Below are 19,407 nucleotides of genomic sequence, written 5' to 3' on the forward strand. Positions count from 1 at the left end.
TTCTGGCACGCCAAGGGCGCGACGCCGATCCACGATCCGTTGCAGCACGACAGCACGGGCACGCAGATCGTGCCGCTGAACATGGCCCAGCCGGTGCTGCTGGTGCAGGGCAAGCGCAACGCCCGCAACCTCGGCTTTGCGCCCCATGGCGCCGGGCGCAACATGAGCCGCACCCAGCACCGCCGCCGCATGGCCGGGCGGACGGATGCCGAGATCTTCGCGCAGGAGACCGCCGGGCTTGACGTGCGCTTCCATTCCCGGCGGGTGGATATTTCCGAACTGCCCTCGGCCTACAAGGACGCGGATTCGGTGCGCGCGGACATGGCCCGCTTCGATCTGGCCCGCGTGGTGGACGAGATCGCGCCTTACGGCTCGATCATGGCGGGCGACTGGCAGGCGGACGCACCATGGAAACGGAAGGCCGCCGCCAAGCGCGCGCGCCGGGAACGCGCCACCGTCGAGCCGCAAGCGGATTCGGTCGGATGAGAACAAGGCAGGGGAAAGCCGCCTGACCGCGCCGGGGTTGTGCCGGAACGATGGCCGGGACCGGCTTTCTGACCCGCCTTTCCGTCGGGCTTCAGGCGGCGGTTCCGCGGACGGGGGCGCGGGATGCGGCGGCAGGCGCTTGCGCGGGGTCATGTTCCGGTCTTTCCTCGGCGCCGCCGGACCATGACCTTCGGCGCTGGAAAGGGGGGTGCCAATGGCTGGACGCATTGCGGTGATCGGGTCGAACAACGTCGATCTGGTGACAAACCTGCCCCGGATGCCCTTGCCGGGCGAAACGCTGGCGGGGTCGCGCTTTTCAACCGGATTCGGCGGCAAGGGCGCGAACCAGGCGGTCGCGGCGGCGCGGCTCGGGTCTTGGGTGACGATGGTCACGCGGGTCGGCGACGACGGCTTCGGGCGGGACGTGCTGCGCAACCTTGAAGGCCACGGGATCGACCTGACCCATGCACGGGTGGCGAAGGGGACGGCGAATGGTGTGGCCTCGATCTTCGTGGACCCCTCGGGCGAGAACGTGATCGTCATCGTGGCCGGGGCGAACGGCACCCTGACGCCGGCCGACGTGGACACGGCGGCGGATGATCTGGCCCGCTGCGACCTGATCCTGCTGCAACTCGAGGTGCCGCTGGGGACGGTCTACCACGCGATCCGGGTCGCCGCCCGGCTTGGCGTGCCCGCGATCCTGAACCCCGCCCCCGCCGCACCGGGGCTGGATCTTGCGGCCCTGCGGGGCCTGTCATGGTTCTGCCCGAATCAGACCGAGCTTGCGATGCTGACCGGCCTGCCCGTCACGACCGAGGACGAGATCACTTCCGCCGCGCAGAGCCTTGTCGCAAGTGGCATCGGCAATGTCGTGGTGACGCTGGGTGCGCAGGGCGCGCGGCTGGTGACGGCGGACGGCGTGACCGCGATCCCTGCGATCCCCGTCCGGCCCGTGGACACGACGGGCGCGGGGGACGCCTTCATCGGCGCCTTCGCCCATTTCCTCGCGGCGGGCGAATCGCCTGAGCCGGCGCTGCGGCAGGCCGCGGGCTACGCCGCGCTGTCCGTGACCAAGCCCGGCGCGCAGGGATCATACGCCTCGGCGCAGGAGTTCGCGGCGTTTCAGGCGACCACCGTCCAGTCCTGATCCCAGCGGTATTCCTCAAGGTTCGGCCCCTCGGCGCAGCGGTCCACCACCGCGAACAGCCCCGGATCGGCCAGCGGAGTCAGCACCCCGTGCCACGCCCCGCGCGCAAGGTTGATCCCCTGCCCCGGCGCGGTCAGGAACGCCCTCGGCCGCCCCGGTTGGCCGCCCTCGTCCGGCGCGACGATCACCAGGAAGGGATGCTCGGTCATCGGCAGGAAGGCCTGCGATCCCAAGGGATGCCGCTCGACCAGCCGGAAGGCGTAGGGCAGCCGCACGGACTGCGACCGGAAGATCGAGATCCCCGCCTGCCCCTCGACATCCAGCCGGGCGCGGTCGTGCCAGCGCCCGCAGCGGCCCTCGTTGATGATGCGGTCGGGCTCGCCCGTGGTGTCCAGCACCTCGCCCCAGGGGGCGAAGGCTTCGGCCGTCAGCGGCTCGGTTCGGATGATGCGCTCGTTCATCGCTTCCCTCATTCTTCTGCGAAACGATAAGCTGAATGTGGGCAGGGCCACTGTCCAGTGTCGGGGCATCTGCCCTATCAACGACGGCAGCAAGGATGAACGGGGGGACGATGGCCGGATTTCTGACGACGCATGTGCTGGACACCGCGCGGGGCCGCCCGGCGGCGGGGATGCGGATCACGCTTTACGCGCTGGACGGCGAACGCCGCGCCTTGCGCGAGGCGGTGACGAACGACGACGGCCGCACCGACGGCCCCATCCTGCCAGAGGGCGAGTTCCAGACCGGCCGCTACGAGTTGGTCTTTCACGTCGGCGAGTGGCTGGACGGCCACCATCACGCCGAGCCGCCGCGCTTCCTTGACGAGGTGCCGATCCGCTTCGGCATGGCCGAAAACGACCATTACCACGTTCCGCTGCTGATCTCGCCCTACGGCTATTCCACCTATCGGGGCAGCTAAAGATGGACGGCGTCATCCTGCACGACTGGGCCGCCTTCGCCATCCGCTGGCTTCACGTCATCACCGCCATCGCCTGGATCGGCTCCAGCTTCTACTTCATCGCGCTGGACCTGAGCCTGCGGAAGGCCCCCGGCCTGCCGGACAAGGCGCATGGCGAGGAATGGCAGGTCCACGGCGGCGGCTTCTACCACATCACGAAATACCTCGTCGCGCCCGAGCGGCTGCCCGAGCACCTGACCTGGTTCAAGTGGGAAAGCTATTCCACCTGGCTGTCAGGCGCCGCCCTGCTGATGGTCGTCTACTGGGCGCAGTCCGAGCTTTACCTGATCGACCCGGCCAAGGTCGAACTGTCCACATGGGCGGCCATCCTGATCTCGGCCCTGTCGCTGGGGATCGGCTGGGTGATCTACGACCGGCTTTGCAAAAGCAGGCTGGGCGAGAACCCCACCACGCTGATGCTGCTGCTGTTCGCGCTGCTGGTCGTCATGGCCTGGGGCTATGACCAGGTCTTCACCGGCCGCGCGGCGCTGCTGCATCTCGGCGCCTTCACGGCGACGATCATGACCGCCAACGTCGCCATGATCATCATCCCGAACCAGCGGATCGTGGTGGCCGACCTCAAGGCGGGCCGCACACCCGACCCGAAATACGGCAAGATCGCCAAGCTGCGGTCCACGCACAACAACTACCTGACCCTGCCGGTCGTGTTCCTGATGCTGTCGAACCACTACCCGCTGGCCTTCGCGAGCCAATACAACTGGCTGATCGCCGCGCTGGTGTTCCTGATGGGCGTGACCATCCGGCATTTCTTCAACACGTCCCATGCGGGCAAGCCCAAGCCCTGGTGGACCTGGGCCGCGACCGCGGCGCTGTTCTTGGGCATTGTGTGGCTCTCCTCGCTGGGCACCCAGCGGCTTGAGGGCGAGGCGGACCTGACCGCCCGCGAGGCCCGCCTGACCGCCGACCCGCATTTCGATCAGGTCCGCGACATCGTGCTGGGCCGCTGTTCCATGTGCCACGCCGCCGAGCCTAACTGGGAGGGCCTCGCCACCGCCCCCAAGCGCGTCGTGCTGGAAACCGACGCACAGATCGCCCGCCACGCGCGCGAGATCTTCCTGCAGGCCGGCCTGACCGACGCCATGCCCCCCGGCAACCTCAGCTTCATCGAGCCCGAGGAACGCGCTACCCTGCGCGCCTGGTTCGACAGCGCCGGACGGGGTTGACACGGCTCTGGCAAGCCGGGGGGCTTTCCTTCTGCTCGCCATTGCCGCTGCCTTGCTTGTTGAAAGATCCGGGCCTTCTTCGGCCAGTCCTTGGCGTTCCCCTGCCCCATGGTCTCATTGTCCAGATCCCCGAACTCCGCAGTCCTGCACCTCACAACAGGGCGGCCATAGAAGCCACGTCCCCAGGAGCGCAGGCGAAACTTCCTGCACGAGCCGTTCAAGCGCGCCGCGTTGCAACCAAAGGGTCTGGCAGTGCCGAGTCCGGCAAGGCAGGCCAAGCATGGTTGGACCTTCGGCGAGGTTTTATCAGTTACGTCAGTTCTCCGAATCCGCGCATGAGGCGCGTCGGGATCTTTAGCTCCCGCCTGTGGCGTTCCTGGTCTGCGGCAAAGCAGAAGATAAGGGGATCTCGGTTCTGATGACACGACCGCTTCCCTTTGTGGTGAGCTATCCCGTGCTGTGGGAAGGCGTGTCCCCGCTGCGGCCCGACCGGGCCGGAGAGTGTCCGATCTTCTGTGTATGCGTGATCCGGTCCATGCTTCTGGCAAAGGAAGCATGAATGAGGATTTCCAAGGAAGTTCTGGACGAGTTGCTGAAGGGCGTCGAACGCCCTGGGGATCTGCCCGGCGATGCAGGTCTGGTGAAGGAGATGAAGGTGCCATGCTGGATGCCAGTTCACCCGGTCAGGGTCCGGCCTTCGTCATGGATCCTCGTCTGACCCTGCTGTAGATATACCCAACGCTGCAATCCCGATCCTTGGCGCGACACGCGCGTGCCCGGACAGGCCGCAACGTGTCGGCCCTTGTCCGGCTTCATGAATGGATCGTGAGGAGCGACTGCGCCTTGAGGCGCGGAAGGTCCCTGATGCGGTTTCAGTCGGCAGGGCCGGACTGCGCGGCAGAGGGCTTGCGGGCAACGACCCAGAAGGCGGCGCCCCGGTAAACAGGATCGCGGTGGCAGCGGGGGTTATCTCCGCCTTCTCCTTCAGCAGTCGGGTGATGCCGCGAGCGATCTCCATCTTCAGGTCGTGACCGCGGCCGGGAAAAGGACCGGCACGGATGATCGGCATGGCAGTTCCCCGGGTCGGGACGGAGGGAGGATCAGGGAGCGCTCTGGTCGCGCCGGCGGCGGGCGGCAATCTCCAGCAGCCGCAGGCGGATATGGTCGATATGGTCGCGCAGCAGCGCCACGGCTTGGGCATGGCGGCCGTCCTGGCACAGATCCAGCAGCGCCTCGTGATCGGCGACGGCCCGCTTGCGGCCGCCGGGGCTGTCGAGGATCTGGATCCGGGTATGGATGTCGCATTCCGTCAGCAGGTTGGTGACAAGCCCCAGCATCCGCGGGCTTTCGGCATGGCGGAACAGCCGCAGATGAAACGCCTTGTTCAGCCCGTTCCACATGGCGATATCGTCGCTGTCGAGCGATCGGGCGTATTCCGCCTGGATTCGCCGCAGTTCGGCGAAATCCTCGGGCGCCAGCCTGGCAGCCGAGCGTTCGAGCAGCCACGGCTCCATCAGCATCCGCATCGAGAACAGCTCGTCGATCTCGTCAAAGGTCAGTGCGGCCACGATCGCGCCGCGGTGCGGCAGCATCCGGACCAGCCCCTCGCGTTCCAGAACCAGCAGTGCCTCGCGCACGGGAATGCGGCTCATGCCGAATTCCTGCGCCAGGGTTTCCTGCTTCAACTGATGGCCGGGCGGGTAGGTCGCGTTGAGGATGCGCGCCCGCAGCGCCTCGGCCGCCGCAAGGGCCATCGTCTTGTGCTGCAGGCTTTTGCCGGCGGGGCGCAGGTGGGCGGCATCGTCATCCATCGAGCAGGTCTTCGATCTGGCGCAACAGCGCTTGGGAAACTTCGACCCCCGTCTCTCTGCTGCGGCGGCGGGAATCAAGGCGGCGCTGTCCGGGCAGGCGAGGTCCCGGCTGGGACAGCGCATCGGCAAAGAAGCTCTCGCCCGCCGTCCGGGCATCCGTGCCGAAGGCCGCGGGGTCCAGAACGATGTACAACTCGCCCCCCGGCGGCGGGCCGCCATCGGCGATGTCCAGTTCCGCCACCTGCCGGCTGGTCATCTCTCCGATCAGGGGACCCGCGATCAGTTCCACCATCATCGACAGCGCCGATCCCTTGTGGCCGCCGAAGGGCAGCAGCGCCCCTGACAGCACCGCGGCAGGGTCCGTGGTCGGGCGGCCCTCGGGATCAACGCCCCAGCCCAGAGGGACCGGCTCGCCGGCGAGCAGCTTCAGTTCGACCTCTCCCCGCGCGGCGGCGCTGGTGGCGAAATCGAAGACATAGGCGCCGCCGTCCGGCCGGGGCCAGCCGAAGGCGACGGGATTGGTCCCCATCAGACGCCGCCTCCCGCCATGCGGCGCAACCGCGGATTGCCCGACCATGAAGCACCAGACCAGCAGCCCGGCCTCGACGAGCGGCTCGATATCGGCCCACAGCGCCGAGAAATGGTGGCTGTTGCCGATCGCCATCGCGGCGATTCCCTGCCGCCGCGCCGTCTCGATCAGCCGCGGCCGCGCGATGTCCGAGGCAAAGGGCGCGAAACCGCGATCCCCGTCCACCTGCAGGACCGAAGGCGCGGGTTGCGCGATCCGCGGGACCGCTGCCCCGTTCGCCCGCCCCGCGCGCAGGGCGGCGACATAACCCGGAATGCGGTAAAGCCCGTGCGAGCGGCAGCCGTCGGCCTCGGCGCGCGTCACCACATCCGCGACCGAGCCGGCCTGATCCCCGGCCATGCCGTTCGCCGTCAATGCGGCGCAAGCCAGCGCGCGGATCTCATCCAGCGGTATCGACACGGCAGGCATGGCCCCGATCCTTGCAGAAGGAACAGGCGGCGGAAGAACCGCCGCCCGCATCGGCTCAGAGGCTTGCGCCGATCTCGCGCAGTTGCGCGATGACCGGGGCCTTCGGCAGCCAGATCTTGTCGAACGCCTCGATCAGCGCGGCGGTGTCTTCCTGCGGCACCTCGTGCATGGGAACGCCGGTGCTCTTGAAGTTCTCGATCAGCGCGGGTTCTTCGGCGGCGATGCTGTCGATCTGCTGGTCCAGCACCGTCTTCAGCGAGGCAGTGATCAACTGGCGGTCGGCGTCGCTCATCCCCTGCCAGACGCGGCCCGAGGCGATCGCCGCCGCCGGCATGAACACCGCGTTCATTCGCAGGATCGACTTCGACACCTTGTCGAAACGCTGGTTCCACGAGAATTCGAAATCGGCCTCGAGCCCGTCGACCTGACCGTTCGACATCGCCTCGAACACCTGCGGGGTCGGGATCGGCGTCGGCGCGGCGCCCAGCAGCTGGTAGAAGTCGCGGTAGACCGGGGTCGGGTTGATCCGCAGCTTCATGCCGTTCACGCCGGCGATGTTCTCGATCGGCCTGGCCGAGAAGACCGCCCGCATCCCGGTGATCAGCCAGCCCAGGCCGACCGTGCCCGTGCTTTGCGGCAGGACGTCCAGCAGCCCCACCACCTCGGGGTGGCGGACGAACTGCGCCACGGCCTGGGTCGAGCGCACCAGATAGGGCGCGTTGATCGCGGCGACATGATCCACCCGGGACCCGAGTTCGGCCGCCTGGATGATCCCCATGTCCAGCGCGCCGGACTGAAGCTGCTGCATCATGGCCGGTTCGTTGCCCAACTGGCCCGAGGGATAGATGGTCATGTTCAGGCGGCCATCGCTTTCGGCCCGCAGCAGTTCGGCAAGCTGCTGCGCGCTGTCGGTCCATGAATGTCCGACCGGGGTGATCAGGCCAAGGCGCAGTTCGGTCCCCTGGGCGCGGGCGACCATCGGTGCGGCCAGCGGCAGGGCGGCCGCCCCGGCAAGAAGCTGGCGACGCGAGAGTTTCAACATTCCCATTCCTCCTGTTGGGTCTTGTCAGTCGATGAAGATCAGCGAAAGCGCGGGGAAGATCGACAGGATCACCAGCAGCACGCAGGTGATCAGGAAGAAGGGCATCGTCACCACGAACATCCGCATGGGGTTCGCGCCGGTCGCGGCGGCGGCGACGAAGAAGCACAGCCCCACCGGCGGCGACAGCAGCCCCAGCACCAGGTTGATCACCACGACGACGCCGAAATGATAGGGGTCGATGCCGTAGACCTCGGTCGCGATGGGCAGCAGGATCGGCACGGTCATGATCAGGCCGGGGATGCCGTCGATCACGGTGCCGATGACCAGCAGGATCACGTTCACCAGCAGCATGAAGGTGATCGGGTCATGGGCGACCGTCTGGATCCAGACCGCGACCTGCTGCGGCACCCGCCCGAAGACCAGGATCCATGTCAACACCCCCGCCGCGACCACCAGGAACAGCACGATGGCGGAATAAAGCCCCGCCCGCGTCAGGATGGCGGGCAGTTGCGAGAACATCAGCTGCTTCGTCCAGAACCGGCCGATCAGCAATGCGATCACCGCGCCGATGGCTCCGGCCTCGGTCGCGCTGGCGAAACCGCTGAAGATCGAGCCGACGATGACGATCGGGATCGCCAGCGTGGGCACCGCCCCCCATACGGTCCGCGCGCGCTGGCGCAGGGTCTGGGGGGCGCTGCGGGGAAACTTCTGCACATGGCCGATGATGGCGATCACGAGGCAGAACAGCGCTGTCAGGATCAGCCCCGGCACCAGCCCGGCGATCAGCATGTCGCTGACCGAAAGCTGCGCCATGACGCTGTAGACCACGAACATGACCGAGGGCGGCATGATCGAGCCGAGCATCCCGCCATAGGCCGTCAGCCCCGCCGAGAAGTCCTTGTCATAGCCCTTGCGCACCATTTCTGGGACCATGATCTGCGACATGATCGCGACCTGGGCCGTGGCCGAGCCGAGGATCGAGGCGACGAACATGTTGGCGATGGTGTTGACATAGGCCAGCCCCCCGCGCAGCGAGCCGACGAAGGCCATCGCCATGTCCACGATCTTCTTGGTGATGCCGCCGGCGTTCATGATCTCTCCGATCAGGACGAACAGCGGAATGGCGATCAGCCCGTAGCTGTCCACGGCGTTGAACATCTGCAGCGGATAGCTCTGGAACAGGATCGCGTTGCCGCTGAAGACGACATAGGCGATCGCGGCAAGGCACAGGCACAACCCGATCGGCACCCCGACCAGCATCACGGCAAGGAAGACGGCGCTGGTCAGCATCAGTTCACCGCCTCTTCAGCGTTCAGCGTCAGGTCGCGCTGGGTCCGCGGGACGATCCCCGCATCCTCCAGCAGATTGGCGAGCGCATGGACCGTCATCGACAGTGCGAAAATCGGCAGGATCAGGTAAAGCACCCAGGTCGGCCAGTTCAGCGTCTGGGTGCGCTCGGTATAGACGAAGTTGAAGCTCGCCCCGGCATATTCGCGGGCATCGAACCCGGCCGCAGCGATGCCCACCGGGTCAAGCCAGAGCCAGCACATGACCATCAGGGCGATTGCGAACAGCAGCACCAGCCCGGTGGCGATGATCTTCGCCAGCGCCGCGCAGCGGGGGCTCAGCCGCTCGGTCAGCATCGTTACGGCGAAATCCAGCCGCAGCCGTGTCATGACCGAGGCGCCGATGAAGGTCAGCCACACCATGCAGTAAACCGCGAACTCGTCGATCCAGTAGATCGGGGATCCCATGTAGCGCGTCGCGATGTTCAGAAGGATCGCTCCGCTGAGCAGCGCCATCAGGATCGCCACGGCCCGCCGCTCGATGGCCAGAAGCCCCTCGGACAACCGGATTGCCGCAGCCGCCGCGCCGCGCGTGCGGGGTGGGTCTGCCTGAACTGTCCCCATCGTGGTTCCTGCCCTTCGTTCCTCCGTTCATGGAAGCGTCTTGTATAAAATCTACGTCGTCAACCGCGTGTGTTCGAGGAAACTGTTTTACCGGGGACATTCCTGTCTCAACCCTGTCAAAGCGCAAGACAATTTCCGCGGATCAACCCAAAGCTGCAGAATCGACCCAGTTTTCGCCCTCCAGCCACTCGCAAAAGGCGGCGATGGCCCGCACCCGGCGATGGGCCTTGGGGATGACAAGGTAGAAGCCCGGCACATGCTCCTCCGGCATCTTCCGCATGACGCCTCTTCCGAATGGCGCGACAAGCTTGCCAAGCCGCAAGTCCTCGTCGGCATCGATCGTGGAAATCAGCCCGACGCCCATGCCGGCAATCGTAGCGCGGCGCATAGTGGCCGCGTCATCGAACCTGACGGCAGCCTGCCCTTCGTCCACCGTGACGCCCAGATGCGCCAGCACATCGCCCCACAACCGGTCCGAGCGGGTGTGATGCAGAAGCGGCAGATCCTTCAGGTCTGCGACTGCGGCGATCCTGCGGGCAAGTTCGGGCGTGCAGCAGATTTCCTTGTAGTCATGCAGCAGCAGCCTCGCTTCATAGGGCTTCCAGCCGCCGTATCCCCACTGGATCGCGACATCGACATCGTCGGCGACGAAATCGGGCAGTTCGACCATCGTCGTCAGACGCAGGTCGGCATCGGGAAGCGTGTCGCGGAAGCGGCCCAGCCGGTCCAGCAGGTAGCGGGTGGCGAAATAGGGGCTGGCATTCAGGTTGACCCGGTTGCGGCGGCCGACCTTGGTGATGCGGCGGACGCCTTCCTCCATCTCGTCGAAGGCGGACTGGACGTAGTGGGCCAGCAGGATGGCCTGTTCATTGGGCTCGATGGCGCGGCCCTTGCGTTCGAACAGCTCGACCGCCAGCGTGTCCTCAAGCAGCTTGATCTGCTGGCTGACCGCCTGGGGCGAGACCAGCAGTTCGTCGGCAGCGGCGCGAAAGCTGCGATGGCGCATCACGGCATGGAACACGCGCAGGGCGTTCAGCGGCGGCAGCCGGAACGGGCGTTCGCTCATCGCCTTTCCCTGATCCGGCATTTCCGCCGCATCGCTTGGCCCCTGCTGGCGGTCAGATGACTGCCTTCTCCAGAAAGGGGCGGTTTGCGACGACGCGCTCGTAGCCGACTTCGGACAGGTCGAGCGTGCGAAACCCGCCATGAACGATCAGTTCCGCGACCCCGCGCCCCGCCGCAGGCCCCTGCTGCAAGCCATGGCCGGAATAGCCGTTGGCGTAAATGAAATTCGTCACCTCGGGGTGACGGCCGACGATCAGGTTGTGGTCCAGGGTATTGTAATCATAGTGTCCTGCCCACTGGTTGACGACCTTGATTGCCTCGAAGCTGGGTGATCTTTCGGCAAGCGCAGGCCAGATGATCTCCTCGAACTCCTCGTGGCGCGGCTCGAAATCGTCCCAGTCAACCGCCGGATCATCCACGGGCGCGCAGCCGGTCAGGAAATAGCGGCCCTCGGGGCGGCAGAAGACACCCGAGGGGTCGATCATCAGCGGCAGGCGGCCGCCATTCACCGTGGCGCTGCCCTCGGGCGTCCGGGCACAATCGAAGACGAACAGCGTCCGCTTGCGCGGCTCGACCGGCACGTCCAGCCCGGCCATGCGCGCGGTCAGCGCGGCGCGCGGCCCCGAGGCGTTGACGACGGTTCCCGCAATGATCGTGGCGCCGGATTTCAGCATGACCGAGGTGATGCGGCTTCCATCCCGCCCGATCGCCACCACCTCGTCGGTGATGTAATCCGCGCCCTGTTCCCGCGCCTTGGCCTTGAAGCCGTGCATCAGGCCGGTGTTGTTGAACCATCCCTCACCCGATTGCCCGTAGGAGGCCAGCAGGATGTCATCGACATTCAGATGCGGGAAGGCGCGGGCCAGTTCGCCCTTGTCCCACAGCACCACATCGGCCCCGCAGGCACGCTGCACCTGATGGTTTTCCCGCAGGGTGCGGGCCTGATCCTCGGTATTGGCGAGGAACAGGTAGCCGCCGGGATGGAAGTTCAGGTCGGGCTTCGGCTCGCCCGCGACCTGCATGGTCTCGGCGAAGCCACGTATGAACTCGCTGCCGAACTGGCTGATCTTCACGTTGATTGGGTTCGAGAACTGCACACGGATCGAGGAGGACGACAGCGAGGTCGAGGCTGTCCGATAGCTGGGATCGCGTTCCACCACCAGCACGCTGCCGGAGAAGCCGGGATCGGCGGTCAGGAAATAGGCCACCGCCGAGCCGATGACCGCCCCGCCGACGATGACTACGTCATAGCTGTCCTTCACTTTGCCGCCTCGTCATCGGGATGGCCGAGGTCCACGAACCAGCCGCCCAAGCATTGCACCGCCGGGGCAGCAGGGTCGGGCCGCTCGGTGCGCGCCTCGACCCCGGCGCGGAAGCCTTCGGTGTTGTCCTGCGGAAGATAGCCAAGATGCCCGGCCAGCCGGTTGTCGACGGGCTTCACCTTGTTGTCGGACATCCCGAAGGAGACGGTGAAGCCCACGCGCGGGGCGGTCAGCGACGCCGTCACCAGCCGGACGCAATCGTCGAAGCTGAGCCAGGACCACAGCATCCGCCGGTCCGCCGGTTCCGGGAAGGACGAGAAGATCCGCAGCATGACGCTTTCGATCCCGAACTTGTCCCAGTAGAACCGGCCCAGATCCTCCACGAAGCACTTGGACAACCCGTAAAGGCTGTCGGGCCGCTGCGGCGCATTGGCGTCGATCTGGTCCTCGAGCCGGTGGTAGCCGATGGCATGGACCGACGAGGCATAGATCACCCGCGGGACGCCATGCCGGCGCGCGCCCTCATAGATGTGATAACTGCCGCGGATGTTGGAATCGAGGATCTCCTGCCAGGGGCGTTCATTCGGGGCGCCGCCGAAATGCACGATGGCATCGACGCCCTCGCAGAGCTTCATCACCGCCTCGGCGTCGGCAAGGTCGGCGACGATGCCTTCCTCGTTCGGCTGCAGGTCGGCGATCTCGGCCCGGTCGGTCAGCCGCAGCCTGCGCGCCAAAGGGGCAAGGCCGCGGCGCAGTTCGGTGCCCAGCCGGCCCGAGGCGCCGGTGATCAGGATGGTATCGAAGCGCGGTTCGGTCATGCGGGCACCTTCACGGGTTCAAGCGCGGCCACGGCGCGGCTGATGCGCGCGACGGCCTCTGTCAGGATCTCGTCCGACGTGGCGGTCGAGATGCGGAAGAAGGGCGACAGCCCGTAGGCCGAGCCGGGCACCGAACTGACATGGCCATGGGCCAGCAGGTAGTCCGACACGGCCACGTCATCAGCCAGCACCTTACCCTCGGGCGTGCGGCGCCCGATCAGCCCGGCGCAGCCGATATAGGCGTAGAAGGCCCCTTCCGGCGCGGGAAGGGTCAGGCCCTCGATTGCAGCGATGCCCTGCACGACCAGATCGCGACGGCGCTGGAAGGCGGCGCGGAACTCGGCCACGCAATCCTGCGGGCCGGTCAGGGCCGCCAATGCCGCCGCCTGCATGGGGGCCGCGACCGAGGTCACGGACTGGCTTTGCACCGTGTTCATCGCCTTCAGCAGCGGCGCAGGACCGGCGGCATAGCCAATGCGCCAACCAGTCATGGCATAGGCCTTGGCCACGCCGTTTACGATCAGTGTGCGGTCCTTCAACTCAGGGCAGGCTTGCCCGAAGCTGACGAACGCGCGGCCGTCGAAGATGATATGCTCATAAATTTCGTCCGACAGGACCAGCACCTGCGGATGCTTCGCCAGCACCGCGCCCAGCGCCCGCAACTGCTCCGCCGAATATACCGCCCCCGAGGGGTTTCCGGGCATGTTCAGGAACAGCCATTTCGTGCGAGACGTGATCGCGGCTTCCAGCACCTCGGGGGTCAGGCGGAAGCCGTCCTCGGCCCGGCACTGCGGTGTCACGGGCACGCCGCCCAGCAGCTTCACCATCTCGGGGTAGCTGACGAAATAGGGGGCGGGCAGGATAGCCTCGTCGCCCTCGTTCAGCGTCGCCATCAGCGCGTTGAAGATGATCTGCTTGGCCCCGTTCGCCACCACTACGTCCTCGGGCCCGTAGTCGAGCCCATTCTCGCGCCGGAACTTGTCGGCCACCGCTTGGCGCAGCGCAGGTGTGCCGGCGGCGGCGGTATACAGCGTCTCGCCCGACAGCGCCGCCCTGTGGGCGGCCTCGGCGATGTGGGCGGGGGTGGGGAAATCCGGCTCTCCCAGCCCCAAGTCTATCACATCGACGCCCGTGGCCCGCAGCGCCTTGGCCGCCTGCGAGGCGGCCATCGATGCCGAGGGCTTCACCGCCGCCAGGCGGCTGGCCACATAGCTGCTCATTCCGTTTCCCCCGTCACATAGCCCTTGGACACATCCTCGGCCCGCGCCGCGCTCGACCGCCGCCCGGGATCGCCATAGCCGCCGCCGCCGGGGAGCTTCAGGATCAGCCTGCGACCGGCTGGCACACTCTGCCAGCCCTTGGGCCGCAGTTTCGTCCCGTCGTCCAGCACGACCACCCCCGCAACCCCGTCGCAGCCGCCGTCGCGGCCCCTCGCCGCGTGATTGACCCGGTCGAACATGGCCGAGAAATCGAACTCGTGCCCCGGCGCGGCCTCAATCTCGATCACCTGCCCCAGCCCCCCGCGATATTCACCGTCACCACCCGAATTGGGGCGCAGTTCCTTGCGCCAGACGGTGATCGGGCCGGTCTGCTCGGTCGCCTCGATCGGCATCGTATGCACGCCCGAGGGGAAGGCGGTCGCCGACAGCCCGTCCAGCGCGGGCCGCGCCCCCATTCCACCCGAGTTGAACATCAGGATCTCGGCCCGCCGACCTTCCTGCCCCGCCACGGGACGGGCCGAGATGTGGATGTTCCACAGCGCGGCCGCGCCTTCGGCCAGCACCTGGCCGGGCAGCGCCTTGGCCAGTGCCCCCAGCACCAGGTCGGGGACCAGATGGCCGATGACATGGCGCACCGACACCGGCGCGGGCCGTTCGGCGTTCAGGATGTTGACCGGCGAGGAGATCGTGAAGGCCTCCAGCGAGGCCCAGTTATTTGGAATGTCGGGCGCCACCACGCATTTCAGCGCATAGGAGGCATAAGCCTTGGTGTAGATCAGCGGCACGTTGATGCCCCAGCGGCTTGCGGGGTCGGTGCCGGTGAAATCGACGTTGACGCGGTCCTCGCCGATCTCGACCGTGCAGGCGAGCTTCACCGGCTGGTCATAGCCATCGGTCAGAAGCTCGTTCGACCATGCGCCCGTGGGCAGCGCCCTGATGCGGTCCAGCGTGGCGGCGCGGGTGCGGGAAAAGATGAACTCGCCCAGCTCGTCCAGCGAGGTCAGGCCGATTTCCCCCATCATGTCGATCAGCCGGCGGTGGCCCACGTCGTTGCAGGCGGCCAGCGAATAGAAGTCGCCGACGACCTGGTTCGGCTCGCGCACGTTTGAGCGGATGATCCGGACGAGATCCCGGTTCACCTCGCCGCGCTCGGCGAACTTCATGATCGGGATCTGGATGCCTTCCTCATAGACCGACTTGCCGTCGGCCCCGAAGCCGCGCCCGCCCACGTCGACCACATGGGCGGTGCAGGCAAAGAAGCCCACCAGCCTGTCGCCAAGAAAGGACGGCGAGACCATGGTGATGTCGTGCAGATGCCCGGTCCCCTTCCAGGGATCGTTGGTGACATAGGTGTCGCCCGGATACATCCGGTCGCGGCCGATCTCGGTGATGAAATGCAGCACGGCCTCGGCCATGGTGTTCACATGGCCCGGCGTCCCGGTCACGGCCTGCGCCAGCATCCGCCCTTGCGGGTCGAAGACGCCCGCCGACAGGTCGCCCGCCTCGCGCACGCTGGTCGAGAAGGCGGTCCGCAGCAGCGTCATCGCCTGTTCCTCGACGACCGAGATCAGGCGGTTCCACATGACCTGCATGCGGATCTCGAAGGTCGCATCGCTCATGCCGCGCTCTCCTTGCGGGTCAGAAGAAGGGTGCCATCGGCCTGCATCACCACATCGAAGGGCGAGGTGACGACGGTCGACGTCTCGCGTTCCACGATCACCGCGGGGCCTTCGACGCGGGCGCCGGGGGTCAGCGCCTCGCGCTCGATGATCGCCGTGGGCAGCACGCGGCCCTGCGCGGGGTCAAAGACCTCGCGGGTGGCCGCGCCATTGATTGCGCCGTTGCCGCGGGTCAGGTCCAGCCGCGCGGGCGCGGCGCGGCGGTCTTGCGCCTTGACCGAGAAGGTGACGATCTCGATTTCCAGCCCGTCCAGTCCGTCGATGGCGCGGCCGAAGAAGCGGGCATAGCTTTCGCGGAAGGACTCGCGCAGCATGTCGGCATCGGCGTCGGTGAAGTCGCGGTCCGGCAGGACCACCGGGATCTCCCACCCCTGGCCCACATAGCGCATGAAGGCGGTGATCTCGCGTTCGATGGCGCCATCGGTGCCGGCGCGGACGAAGCCCTCGGCGGTGGCCTTCAACTCGGCCAGCAGGGCGTTGACGGCAGCGGGGTCGAAGCCGGAGAGGCGGACGATCTTGGAGGACAGCGCCTCATAGCCGAAGGGCGCCTTAAGAAATCCGATGGCGGACCCCACACCCGCGCCGGGCGGGATCAGGCATTCGTCGATGCCCAGCTTCTCGCACAGCCGTGCCGCGTGCAGGGGCGCGGCGCCGCCGAAGGCGATCATGATGTTGTCCGAGATGTTCTTGCCGTTTTCCACCGCATGGACGCGGGCGGCGTTGGCCATGTTCTCGTCCACCACCTCGACGATGCCGAAGGCCGCGGCTTCCAGCGGCAGGCCCAGCCGCTCGCCCACGTCGCGGGCGATGGCGCCTTGGGCGTTCGGGACCGACAGCCTGATCGCGCCGCCGGCGAAGTTGTCGGGGTCGAGCTTGCCCAGCACCAGGTCGGCATCGGTGATCGCCGGACGCTCGCCGCCACGCTGGTAGCTGGCGGGGCCGGGTTCGGAAGCCGCCGATTCCGGCCCCGTCTGGATGCGGCCCATGGCATCGACCCAGGCGATGGAACCGCCCCCTGCCCCGATCTCGATCATCTCGATGACCGGGATGGAAATCGGCATCCCCGAGCCCTTGCAGAAGCGGTAGGTCCGGGCGACCTCGAAGGTGCGGGCGGTCTTGGGCTGGAAATCCTCGACCAGGCAGATCTTGGCGGTGGTGCCGCCCATGTCGTAGCTGACCGCCTTGTCCAGCCCGAAGCGCTGCGCCACGTCGGCGGCGAAGATCGCGCCCCCCGCCGGGCCGCTTTCGACCAGCCGCACCGGAAACTCGGCCGCCGTCTCGACCGAGATCAGCCCGCCGCCGGAATGGATCATGAAGACCGGGCAATCCGCGCCCATGTCCTTCAACCGCACCTGCAGGCGGTTGAGGTAGTCGGCCATCTGCGGGCGGACATAGGCATTGGCGCAGACGGTGTTGAATCGCTCGAACTCGCGCATCTGGGGCGAGACCTCGGAGGAGATCGAGATCGGCACGTCCACCTTCGCCGCGATGATCTCGCGCGCCCGGCGTTCATGGTCGAGGTTCATGTAGGAATGGATGAAGCCGATGGCGACGGCGCCGAAGCCCTCGGCGGCGATATGGTCGGCGATCCGTTCCAGCGCAGCTTCGTCCAGCGGCTGCAACTCCTGCCCTTGCGCGCCGATGCGGCCTGCGATGGGAAAGCGGTCCTCGCGCGGGACCAGCGGGGGCGGAAGGCGCAGGTTCAGGTCATATTGCTCGAACCGGCTTTCGGTCCGCATCTCGATCACGTCGCGGAAGCCTTCGGTCGTGACCAAGGCGGTCCGGGCGCCGCGCCGCTCGATCAGGGCGTTCGTGGCCAGCGTCGTGCCGTGGATGACGATCTCGAGGTCGGCGGGCGTGATGCCCGCGTCGCGCAGCACGATGTCGATGCCGTCCAGGATCGCCTGCTCGGGCGCGGCATAGGTGGTCAGCACCTTGGCCGAATAAAGCGTCCCCCGGCAGTCGAGGGCGATGTCGGTGAAGGTGCCGCCGATATCGGCGCCCAGCCGGACCTGCTGCTTCGCGGCGGTCATGCGTTTTCCTTTGTTTTCAGCGCAGCCTCGCGCATCTGGGACAGGGTCTGCCGCGGCGTCAGCGCCTCGGGCGAGATGTTCAGGTCCAGCAGCGCCCCCGTGCGCGAGGCGCGGGCACGGGCGAATGCGGCGGGGAAACCGGCGGTCGTCTCCACCCGCTCGGCATGGTAGCCGTAGGAGCGGGCCAGCATGACGAAATCGGGGTTCTCCATCGTCGTGCCGGACACGCGGCCGGGATAGTTGCGTTCCTGATGGGCGCGGATCGTGCCGTAGATGCCGTTGTTCAGCAGCAGGATGATCGGTTGCGCCCCCTCCTGCATGGCGGTGCCGAGTTCCGGGCAGTTCATCTGGAAATCGCCGTCGCCGGCGAAGCAGACCACCGTGCGGTCGGGGAAGGCCACGCGGGCGGCGATGGCGGCGGGCAGGCCGTAGCCCATCGCCCCCGATTGCGGCGCGAGCAACCGCGCCTGAGGGCCGAAGCTGAAAAACTTGTTCGGCCAGACGGTGAAGTTGCCCGCCCCGTTGGTTAGGATCGCATTCTCGGGCAGCACCTCGCGCAGATGCGCCGTCACCAGCCCCATGTCCACGGGCGAGGGCTGCGGGGGGGCATGAAGGCTGTCCTCGAAGGACTGCCGTGCCTTTGACCGCCAATCGCGCCACAGCCCGGCAACCGGCGACAGGACGGCGGCGAAGGCGTTCGGCCCGGCGTGGATGCCCAAGGTCGGCTGGTAGATCTTGCCGATCTCGCGGTCCGAGCCATGCACATGGATCAGCGCCTGCGCCGGAACGGGGACATTCAGCAGCGTGTAACCATCGGTCGTCATCTCGCCGAAGCGGACATTGATGGCGAGGATCACATCCGCGTCGCGGATCAGCCCGCGTACATGGGCGGGCATCCCCACCCCCGCCTCGCCGGCATAGACGGACGAAAAGTTGTCGAACTGATCCTGATAGCGGAAGGCCGCGACCACGGGGATGCCGCTTGCCTCGGCAAAGCCCTGCAGCGCCGTGCGGCCGGCATCGGTCCAGTTGCAGCCGCCGATCAGAATCAAGGGGCGGGCGGCGCCTTGCAGCAGTTCCAGAGCCTCGGCCACCGCCTCGGGCGTGGGCGCGGGCTCGGAAACGCGCGCGGGGCCGGTCAGGGGTGCTGCATCGGTCAGGCTGGTCAGCATGTCCTCGGGCAGCGCGATCACCACCGGGCCGGGGCGGCCGGTGGTTGCGGTCGTCCAGGCACGGGCGAGGATTTCGGGGATGCGATGCACGTCGTCGATCTCGACCGCCCATTTCGCCATGGTGCCGAAGACGGCGGGGTAATCGATTTCCTGAAACGCCTCGCGTCCCTTCATGTCGGTGCCGACCTGCCCCACGAAGAGGATCATCGGGGCCGAGTCCTGCATCGCCGTATGCACCCCGATCGAGGCATTTGTGACCCCCGGCCCCCGCGTCACGAAGCAGAGGCCAGGCTGCCCCGTCAGCTTGCCCCAGGCGGCGGCCATGAAAGCCGCGCCGCCCTCGTTGCGGCAGAGCACGAAATCCAGCCGGCCGCGCGTGTCATGCAGCGCGTCCAGCACCGCCAGATAGCTTTCCCCCGGCACGCCGAAGCCCTTGGTCGCGCCAAGCGCGACGAGGCTATCAACAAGAAGTTGCCCACCGTTCCGCATCGCTTTCCTTTCAGGGCCCGCGGCCAAGCGGGGAAAAACTGCCGATCTCTCAGCGTGATCCTGCGCACAAAGAGGCGGGGGAAAATGAAGATTTACCGCCCATGGACAAGTTATTGTTGTCCGTAAGGTCAACA

The 19,407-nt window shown here is 67.0% G+C and carries 18 protein-coding genes; 5 read left to right on the forward strand and 13 right to left on the reverse strand.

Annotated features, from left to right (window positions below; all coding sequences use genetic code 11):
• Together Q4F04_RS07985 and rbsK are read left to right on the forward strand one after the other, a co-directional pair.
• Nucleotides 1-486: RtcB family protein (locus Q4F04_RS07985; protein ID WP_303369304.1), on the forward strand; the 486-nt coding region annotated here is incomplete at its 5' end.
• Between the two features lie 214 nt (nucleotides 487-700).
• Complete coding sequence (gene rbsK, locus Q4F04_RS07990; RefSeq protein ID WP_303369305.1) at nucleotides 701-1,633, forward strand: ribokinase; 933 nt, start codon at nucleotides 701-703, stop codon at nucleotides 1,631-1,633.
• On the opposite strand, the gene Q4F04_RS07995 is transcribed toward rbsK, so the two are convergent.
• Nucleotides 1,609-2,094: an ureidoglycolate lyase gene (locus Q4F04_RS07995; protein WP_303369306.1), complete on the reverse strand. Its 486-nt coding sequence runs from the start codon at nucleotides 2,092-2,094 to the stop codon at nucleotides 1,609-1,611. The two genes, rbsK and Q4F04_RS07995, sit on opposite strands and share 25 nt — an antisense overlap.
• A gap of 110 nt (nucleotides 2,095-2,204) precedes the next feature.
• Here Q4F04_RS07995 and uraH point away from each other — a divergent pair, with 110 nt between their 5' ends.
• The 3 genes from uraH (at nucleotide 2,205) to Q4F04_RS08010 (ending at nucleotide 4,493) form a co-directional block, all read left to right on the forward strand.
• The gene (gene uraH, locus Q4F04_RS08000) at nucleotides 2,205-2,552 is read left to right on the forward strand and encodes a hydroxyisourate hydrolase (RefSeq protein WP_303369307.1); all 348 of its coding nucleotides are present in this window, start codon (nucleotides 2,205-2,207) and stop codon (nucleotides 2,550-2,552) included.
• Between the two features lie 2 nt (nucleotides 2,553-2,554).
• Nucleotides 2,555-3,775, forward strand: coding sequence for a urate hydroxylase PuuD (locus Q4F04_RS08005; RefSeq protein WP_303369308.1), 1,221 nt, complete (start codon nucleotides 2,555-2,557; stop codon nucleotides 3,773-3,775).
• Nucleotides 3,776-4,334: 559 nt separating this feature from the next.
• Nucleotides 4,335-4,493, forward strand: a complete 159-nt coding sequence (locus Q4F04_RS08010) for a hypothetical protein (RefSeq protein WP_303369309.1) — start codon at nucleotides 4,335-4,337, stop codon at nucleotides 4,491-4,493.
• A gap of 382 nt (nucleotides 4,494-4,875) precedes the next feature.
• Here the strand turns inward: Q4F04_RS08010 and Q4F04_RS08015 are convergent, their stop codons facing one another.
• From Q4F04_RS08015 to Q4F04_RS08070, 12 genes are all read right to left on the reverse strand, one after another.
• Entirely contained in the window at nucleotides 4,876-5,586 is a 711-nt protein-coding gene (locus Q4F04_RS08015; protein ID WP_303369310.1) for a GntR family transcriptional regulator, read from the reverse strand.
• Nucleotides 5,579-6,583, reverse strand: a complete 1,005-nt coding sequence (locus Q4F04_RS08020; protein WP_303369311.1) for an Ldh family oxidoreductase — start codon at nucleotides 6,581-6,583, stop codon at nucleotides 5,579-5,581. The genes Q4F04_RS08015 and Q4F04_RS08020 overlap by 8 nt, the downstream gene beginning before the upstream one ends.
• Before the next feature lie 55 nt (nucleotides 6,584-6,638).
• Entirely contained in the window at nucleotides 6,639-7,625 is a 987-nt protein-coding gene (locus Q4F04_RS08025; protein ID WP_303369312.1) for a TRAP transporter substrate-binding protein, read from the reverse strand.
• Nucleotides 7,626-7,649: 24 nt separating this feature from the next.
• Nucleotides 7,650-8,915, reverse strand: coding sequence for a TRAP transporter large permease (locus tag Q4F04_RS08030; RefSeq protein ID WP_303369313.1), 1,266 nt, complete (start codon nucleotides 8,913-8,915; stop codon nucleotides 7,650-7,652).
• On the reverse strand, nucleotides 8,915-9,535 hold the full coding sequence (locus tag Q4F04_RS08035) for a TRAP transporter small permease (RefSeq protein ID WP_303369314.1): 621 nt from the start codon (nucleotides 9,533-9,535) through the stop codon (nucleotides 8,915-8,917). Before Q4F04_RS08035 ends, Q4F04_RS08030 begins: the two co-directional genes overlap by 1 nt.
• Before the next feature lie 142 nt (nucleotides 9,536-9,677).
• Nucleotides 9,678-10,601, reverse strand: coding sequence for a LysR substrate-binding domain-containing protein (locus Q4F04_RS08040; protein WP_303369315.1), 924 nt, complete (start codon nucleotides 10,599-10,601; stop codon nucleotides 9,678-9,680).
• A 52-nt stretch (nucleotides 10,602-10,653) separates the two neighbouring features.
• Nucleotides 10,654-11,862 carry an FAD-binding oxidoreductase gene (locus tag Q4F04_RS08045; protein WP_303369316.1) on the reverse strand — a complete coding sequence of 403 codons (1,209 nt, stop codon included), beginning with the start codon at nucleotides 11,860-11,862 and terminating at the stop codon, nucleotides 10,654-10,656.
• Nucleotides 11,859-12,680, reverse strand: coding sequence for an NAD(P)-dependent oxidoreductase (locus tag Q4F04_RS08050; protein ID WP_303369317.1), 822 nt, complete (start codon nucleotides 12,678-12,680; stop codon nucleotides 11,859-11,861). The genes Q4F04_RS08045 and Q4F04_RS08050 overlap by 4 nt, the downstream gene beginning before the upstream one ends.
• Entirely contained in the window at nucleotides 12,677-13,900 is a 1,224-nt protein-coding gene (locus Q4F04_RS08055) for a pyridoxal phosphate-dependent aminotransferase (RefSeq protein ID WP_303369318.1), read from the reverse strand. The genes Q4F04_RS08050 and Q4F04_RS08055 overlap by 4 nt, the downstream gene beginning before the upstream one ends.
• Nucleotides 13,897-15,519 carry a hydantoinase B/oxoprolinase family protein gene (locus Q4F04_RS08060; protein ID WP_303369319.1) on the reverse strand — a complete coding sequence of 541 codons (1,623 nt, stop codon included), beginning with the start codon at nucleotides 15,517-15,519 and terminating at the stop codon, nucleotides 13,897-13,899. Before Q4F04_RS08060 ends, Q4F04_RS08055 begins: the two co-directional genes overlap by 4 nt.
• Nucleotides 15,516-17,612: a hydantoinase/oxoprolinase family protein gene (locus Q4F04_RS08065; protein WP_303369320.1), complete on the reverse strand. Its 2,097-nt coding sequence runs from the start codon at nucleotides 17,610-17,612 to the stop codon at nucleotides 15,516-15,518. The genes Q4F04_RS08060 and Q4F04_RS08065 overlap by 4 nt, the downstream gene beginning before the upstream one ends.
• Nucleotides 17,609-19,273, reverse strand: a complete 1,665-nt coding sequence (locus Q4F04_RS08070) for a thiamine pyrophosphate-dependent enzyme (RefSeq protein WP_303369321.1) — start codon at nucleotides 19,271-19,273, stop codon at nucleotides 17,609-17,611. Before Q4F04_RS08070 ends, Q4F04_RS08065 begins: the two co-directional genes overlap by 4 nt.
• Between the last annotated feature and the right edge of the window lie 134 nt (nucleotides 19,274-19,407).

Origin of the sequence: Paracoccus sp. (in: a-proteobacteria), from assembly GCF_030536915.1 — a bacterium.
In the GTDB taxonomy this organism is placed as follows: domain Bacteria; phylum Pseudomonadota; class Alphaproteobacteria; order Rhodobacterales; family Rhodobacteraceae; genus Paracoccus.

Bases quoted from the DNA above. Each gene is read 5' to 3' on its own strand.
- Q4F04_RS08060 (WP_303369319.1), bottom strand. From the start codon at position 15,519: ATGAGCGATGCGACCTTCGAGATCCGCATGCAGGTCATGTGGAACCGC.
- Q4F04_RS08070 (WP_303369321.1), bottom strand. From the start codon at position 19,273: ATGCGGAACGGTGGGCAACTTCTTGTTGATAGCCTCGTCGCGCTTGGC.
- Q4F04_RS08035 (WP_303369314.1), bottom strand. From the start codon at position 9,535: ATGGGGACAGTTCAGGCAGACCCACCCCGCACGCGCGGCGCGGCGGCT.
- rbsK (WP_303369305.1), top strand. From the start codon at position 701: ATGGCTGGACGCATTGCGGTGATCGGGTCGAACAACGTCGATCTGGTG.
- Q4F04_RS08020 (WP_303369311.1), bottom strand. From the start codon at position 6,583: ATGCCTGCCGTGTCGATACCGCTGGATGAGATCCGCGCGCTGGCTTGC.
- Q4F04_RS08040 (WP_303369315.1), bottom strand. From the start codon at position 10,601: ATGAGCGAACGCCCGTTCCGGCTGCCGCCGCTGAACGCCCTGCGCGTG.
- Q4F04_RS07995 (WP_303369306.1), bottom strand. From the start codon at position 2,094: ATGAACGAGCGCATCATCCGAACCGAGCCGCTGACGGCCGAAGCCTTC.
- Q4F04_RS08015 (WP_303369310.1), bottom strand. From the start codon at position 5,586: ATGGATGACGATGCCGCCCACCTGCGCCCCGCCGGCAAAAGCCTGCAG.
- Q4F04_RS08050 (WP_303369317.1), bottom strand. From the start codon at position 12,680: ATGACCGAACCGCGCTTCGATACCATCCTGATCACCGGCGCCTCGGGC.
- Q4F04_RS08025 (WP_303369312.1), bottom strand. From the start codon at position 7,625: ATGTTGAAACTCTCGCGTCGCCAGCTTCTTGCCGGGGCGGCCGCCCTG.
- Q4F04_RS08010 (WP_303369309.1), top strand. From the start codon at position 4,335: ATGAGGATTTCCAAGGAAGTTCTGGACGAGTTGCTGAAGGGCGTCGAA.
- uraH (WP_303369307.1), top strand. From the start codon at position 2,205: ATGGCCGGATTTCTGACGACGCATGTGCTGGACACCGCGCGGGGCCGC.
- Q4F04_RS08065 (WP_303369320.1), bottom strand. From the start codon at position 17,612: ATGACCGCCGCGAAGCAGCAGGTCCGGCTGGGCGCCGATATCGGCGGC.
- Q4F04_RS08055 (WP_303369318.1), bottom strand. From the start codon at position 13,900: ATGAGCAGCTATGTGGCCAGCCGCCTGGCGGCGGTGAAGCCCTCGGCA.
- Q4F04_RS08005 (WP_303369308.1), top strand. From the start codon at position 2,555: ATGGACGGCGTCATCCTGCACGACTGGGCCGCCTTCGCCATCCGCTGG.
- Q4F04_RS08030 (WP_303369313.1), bottom strand. From the start codon at position 8,915: ATGCTGACCAGCGCCGTCTTCCTTGCCGTGATGCTGGTCGGGGTGCCG.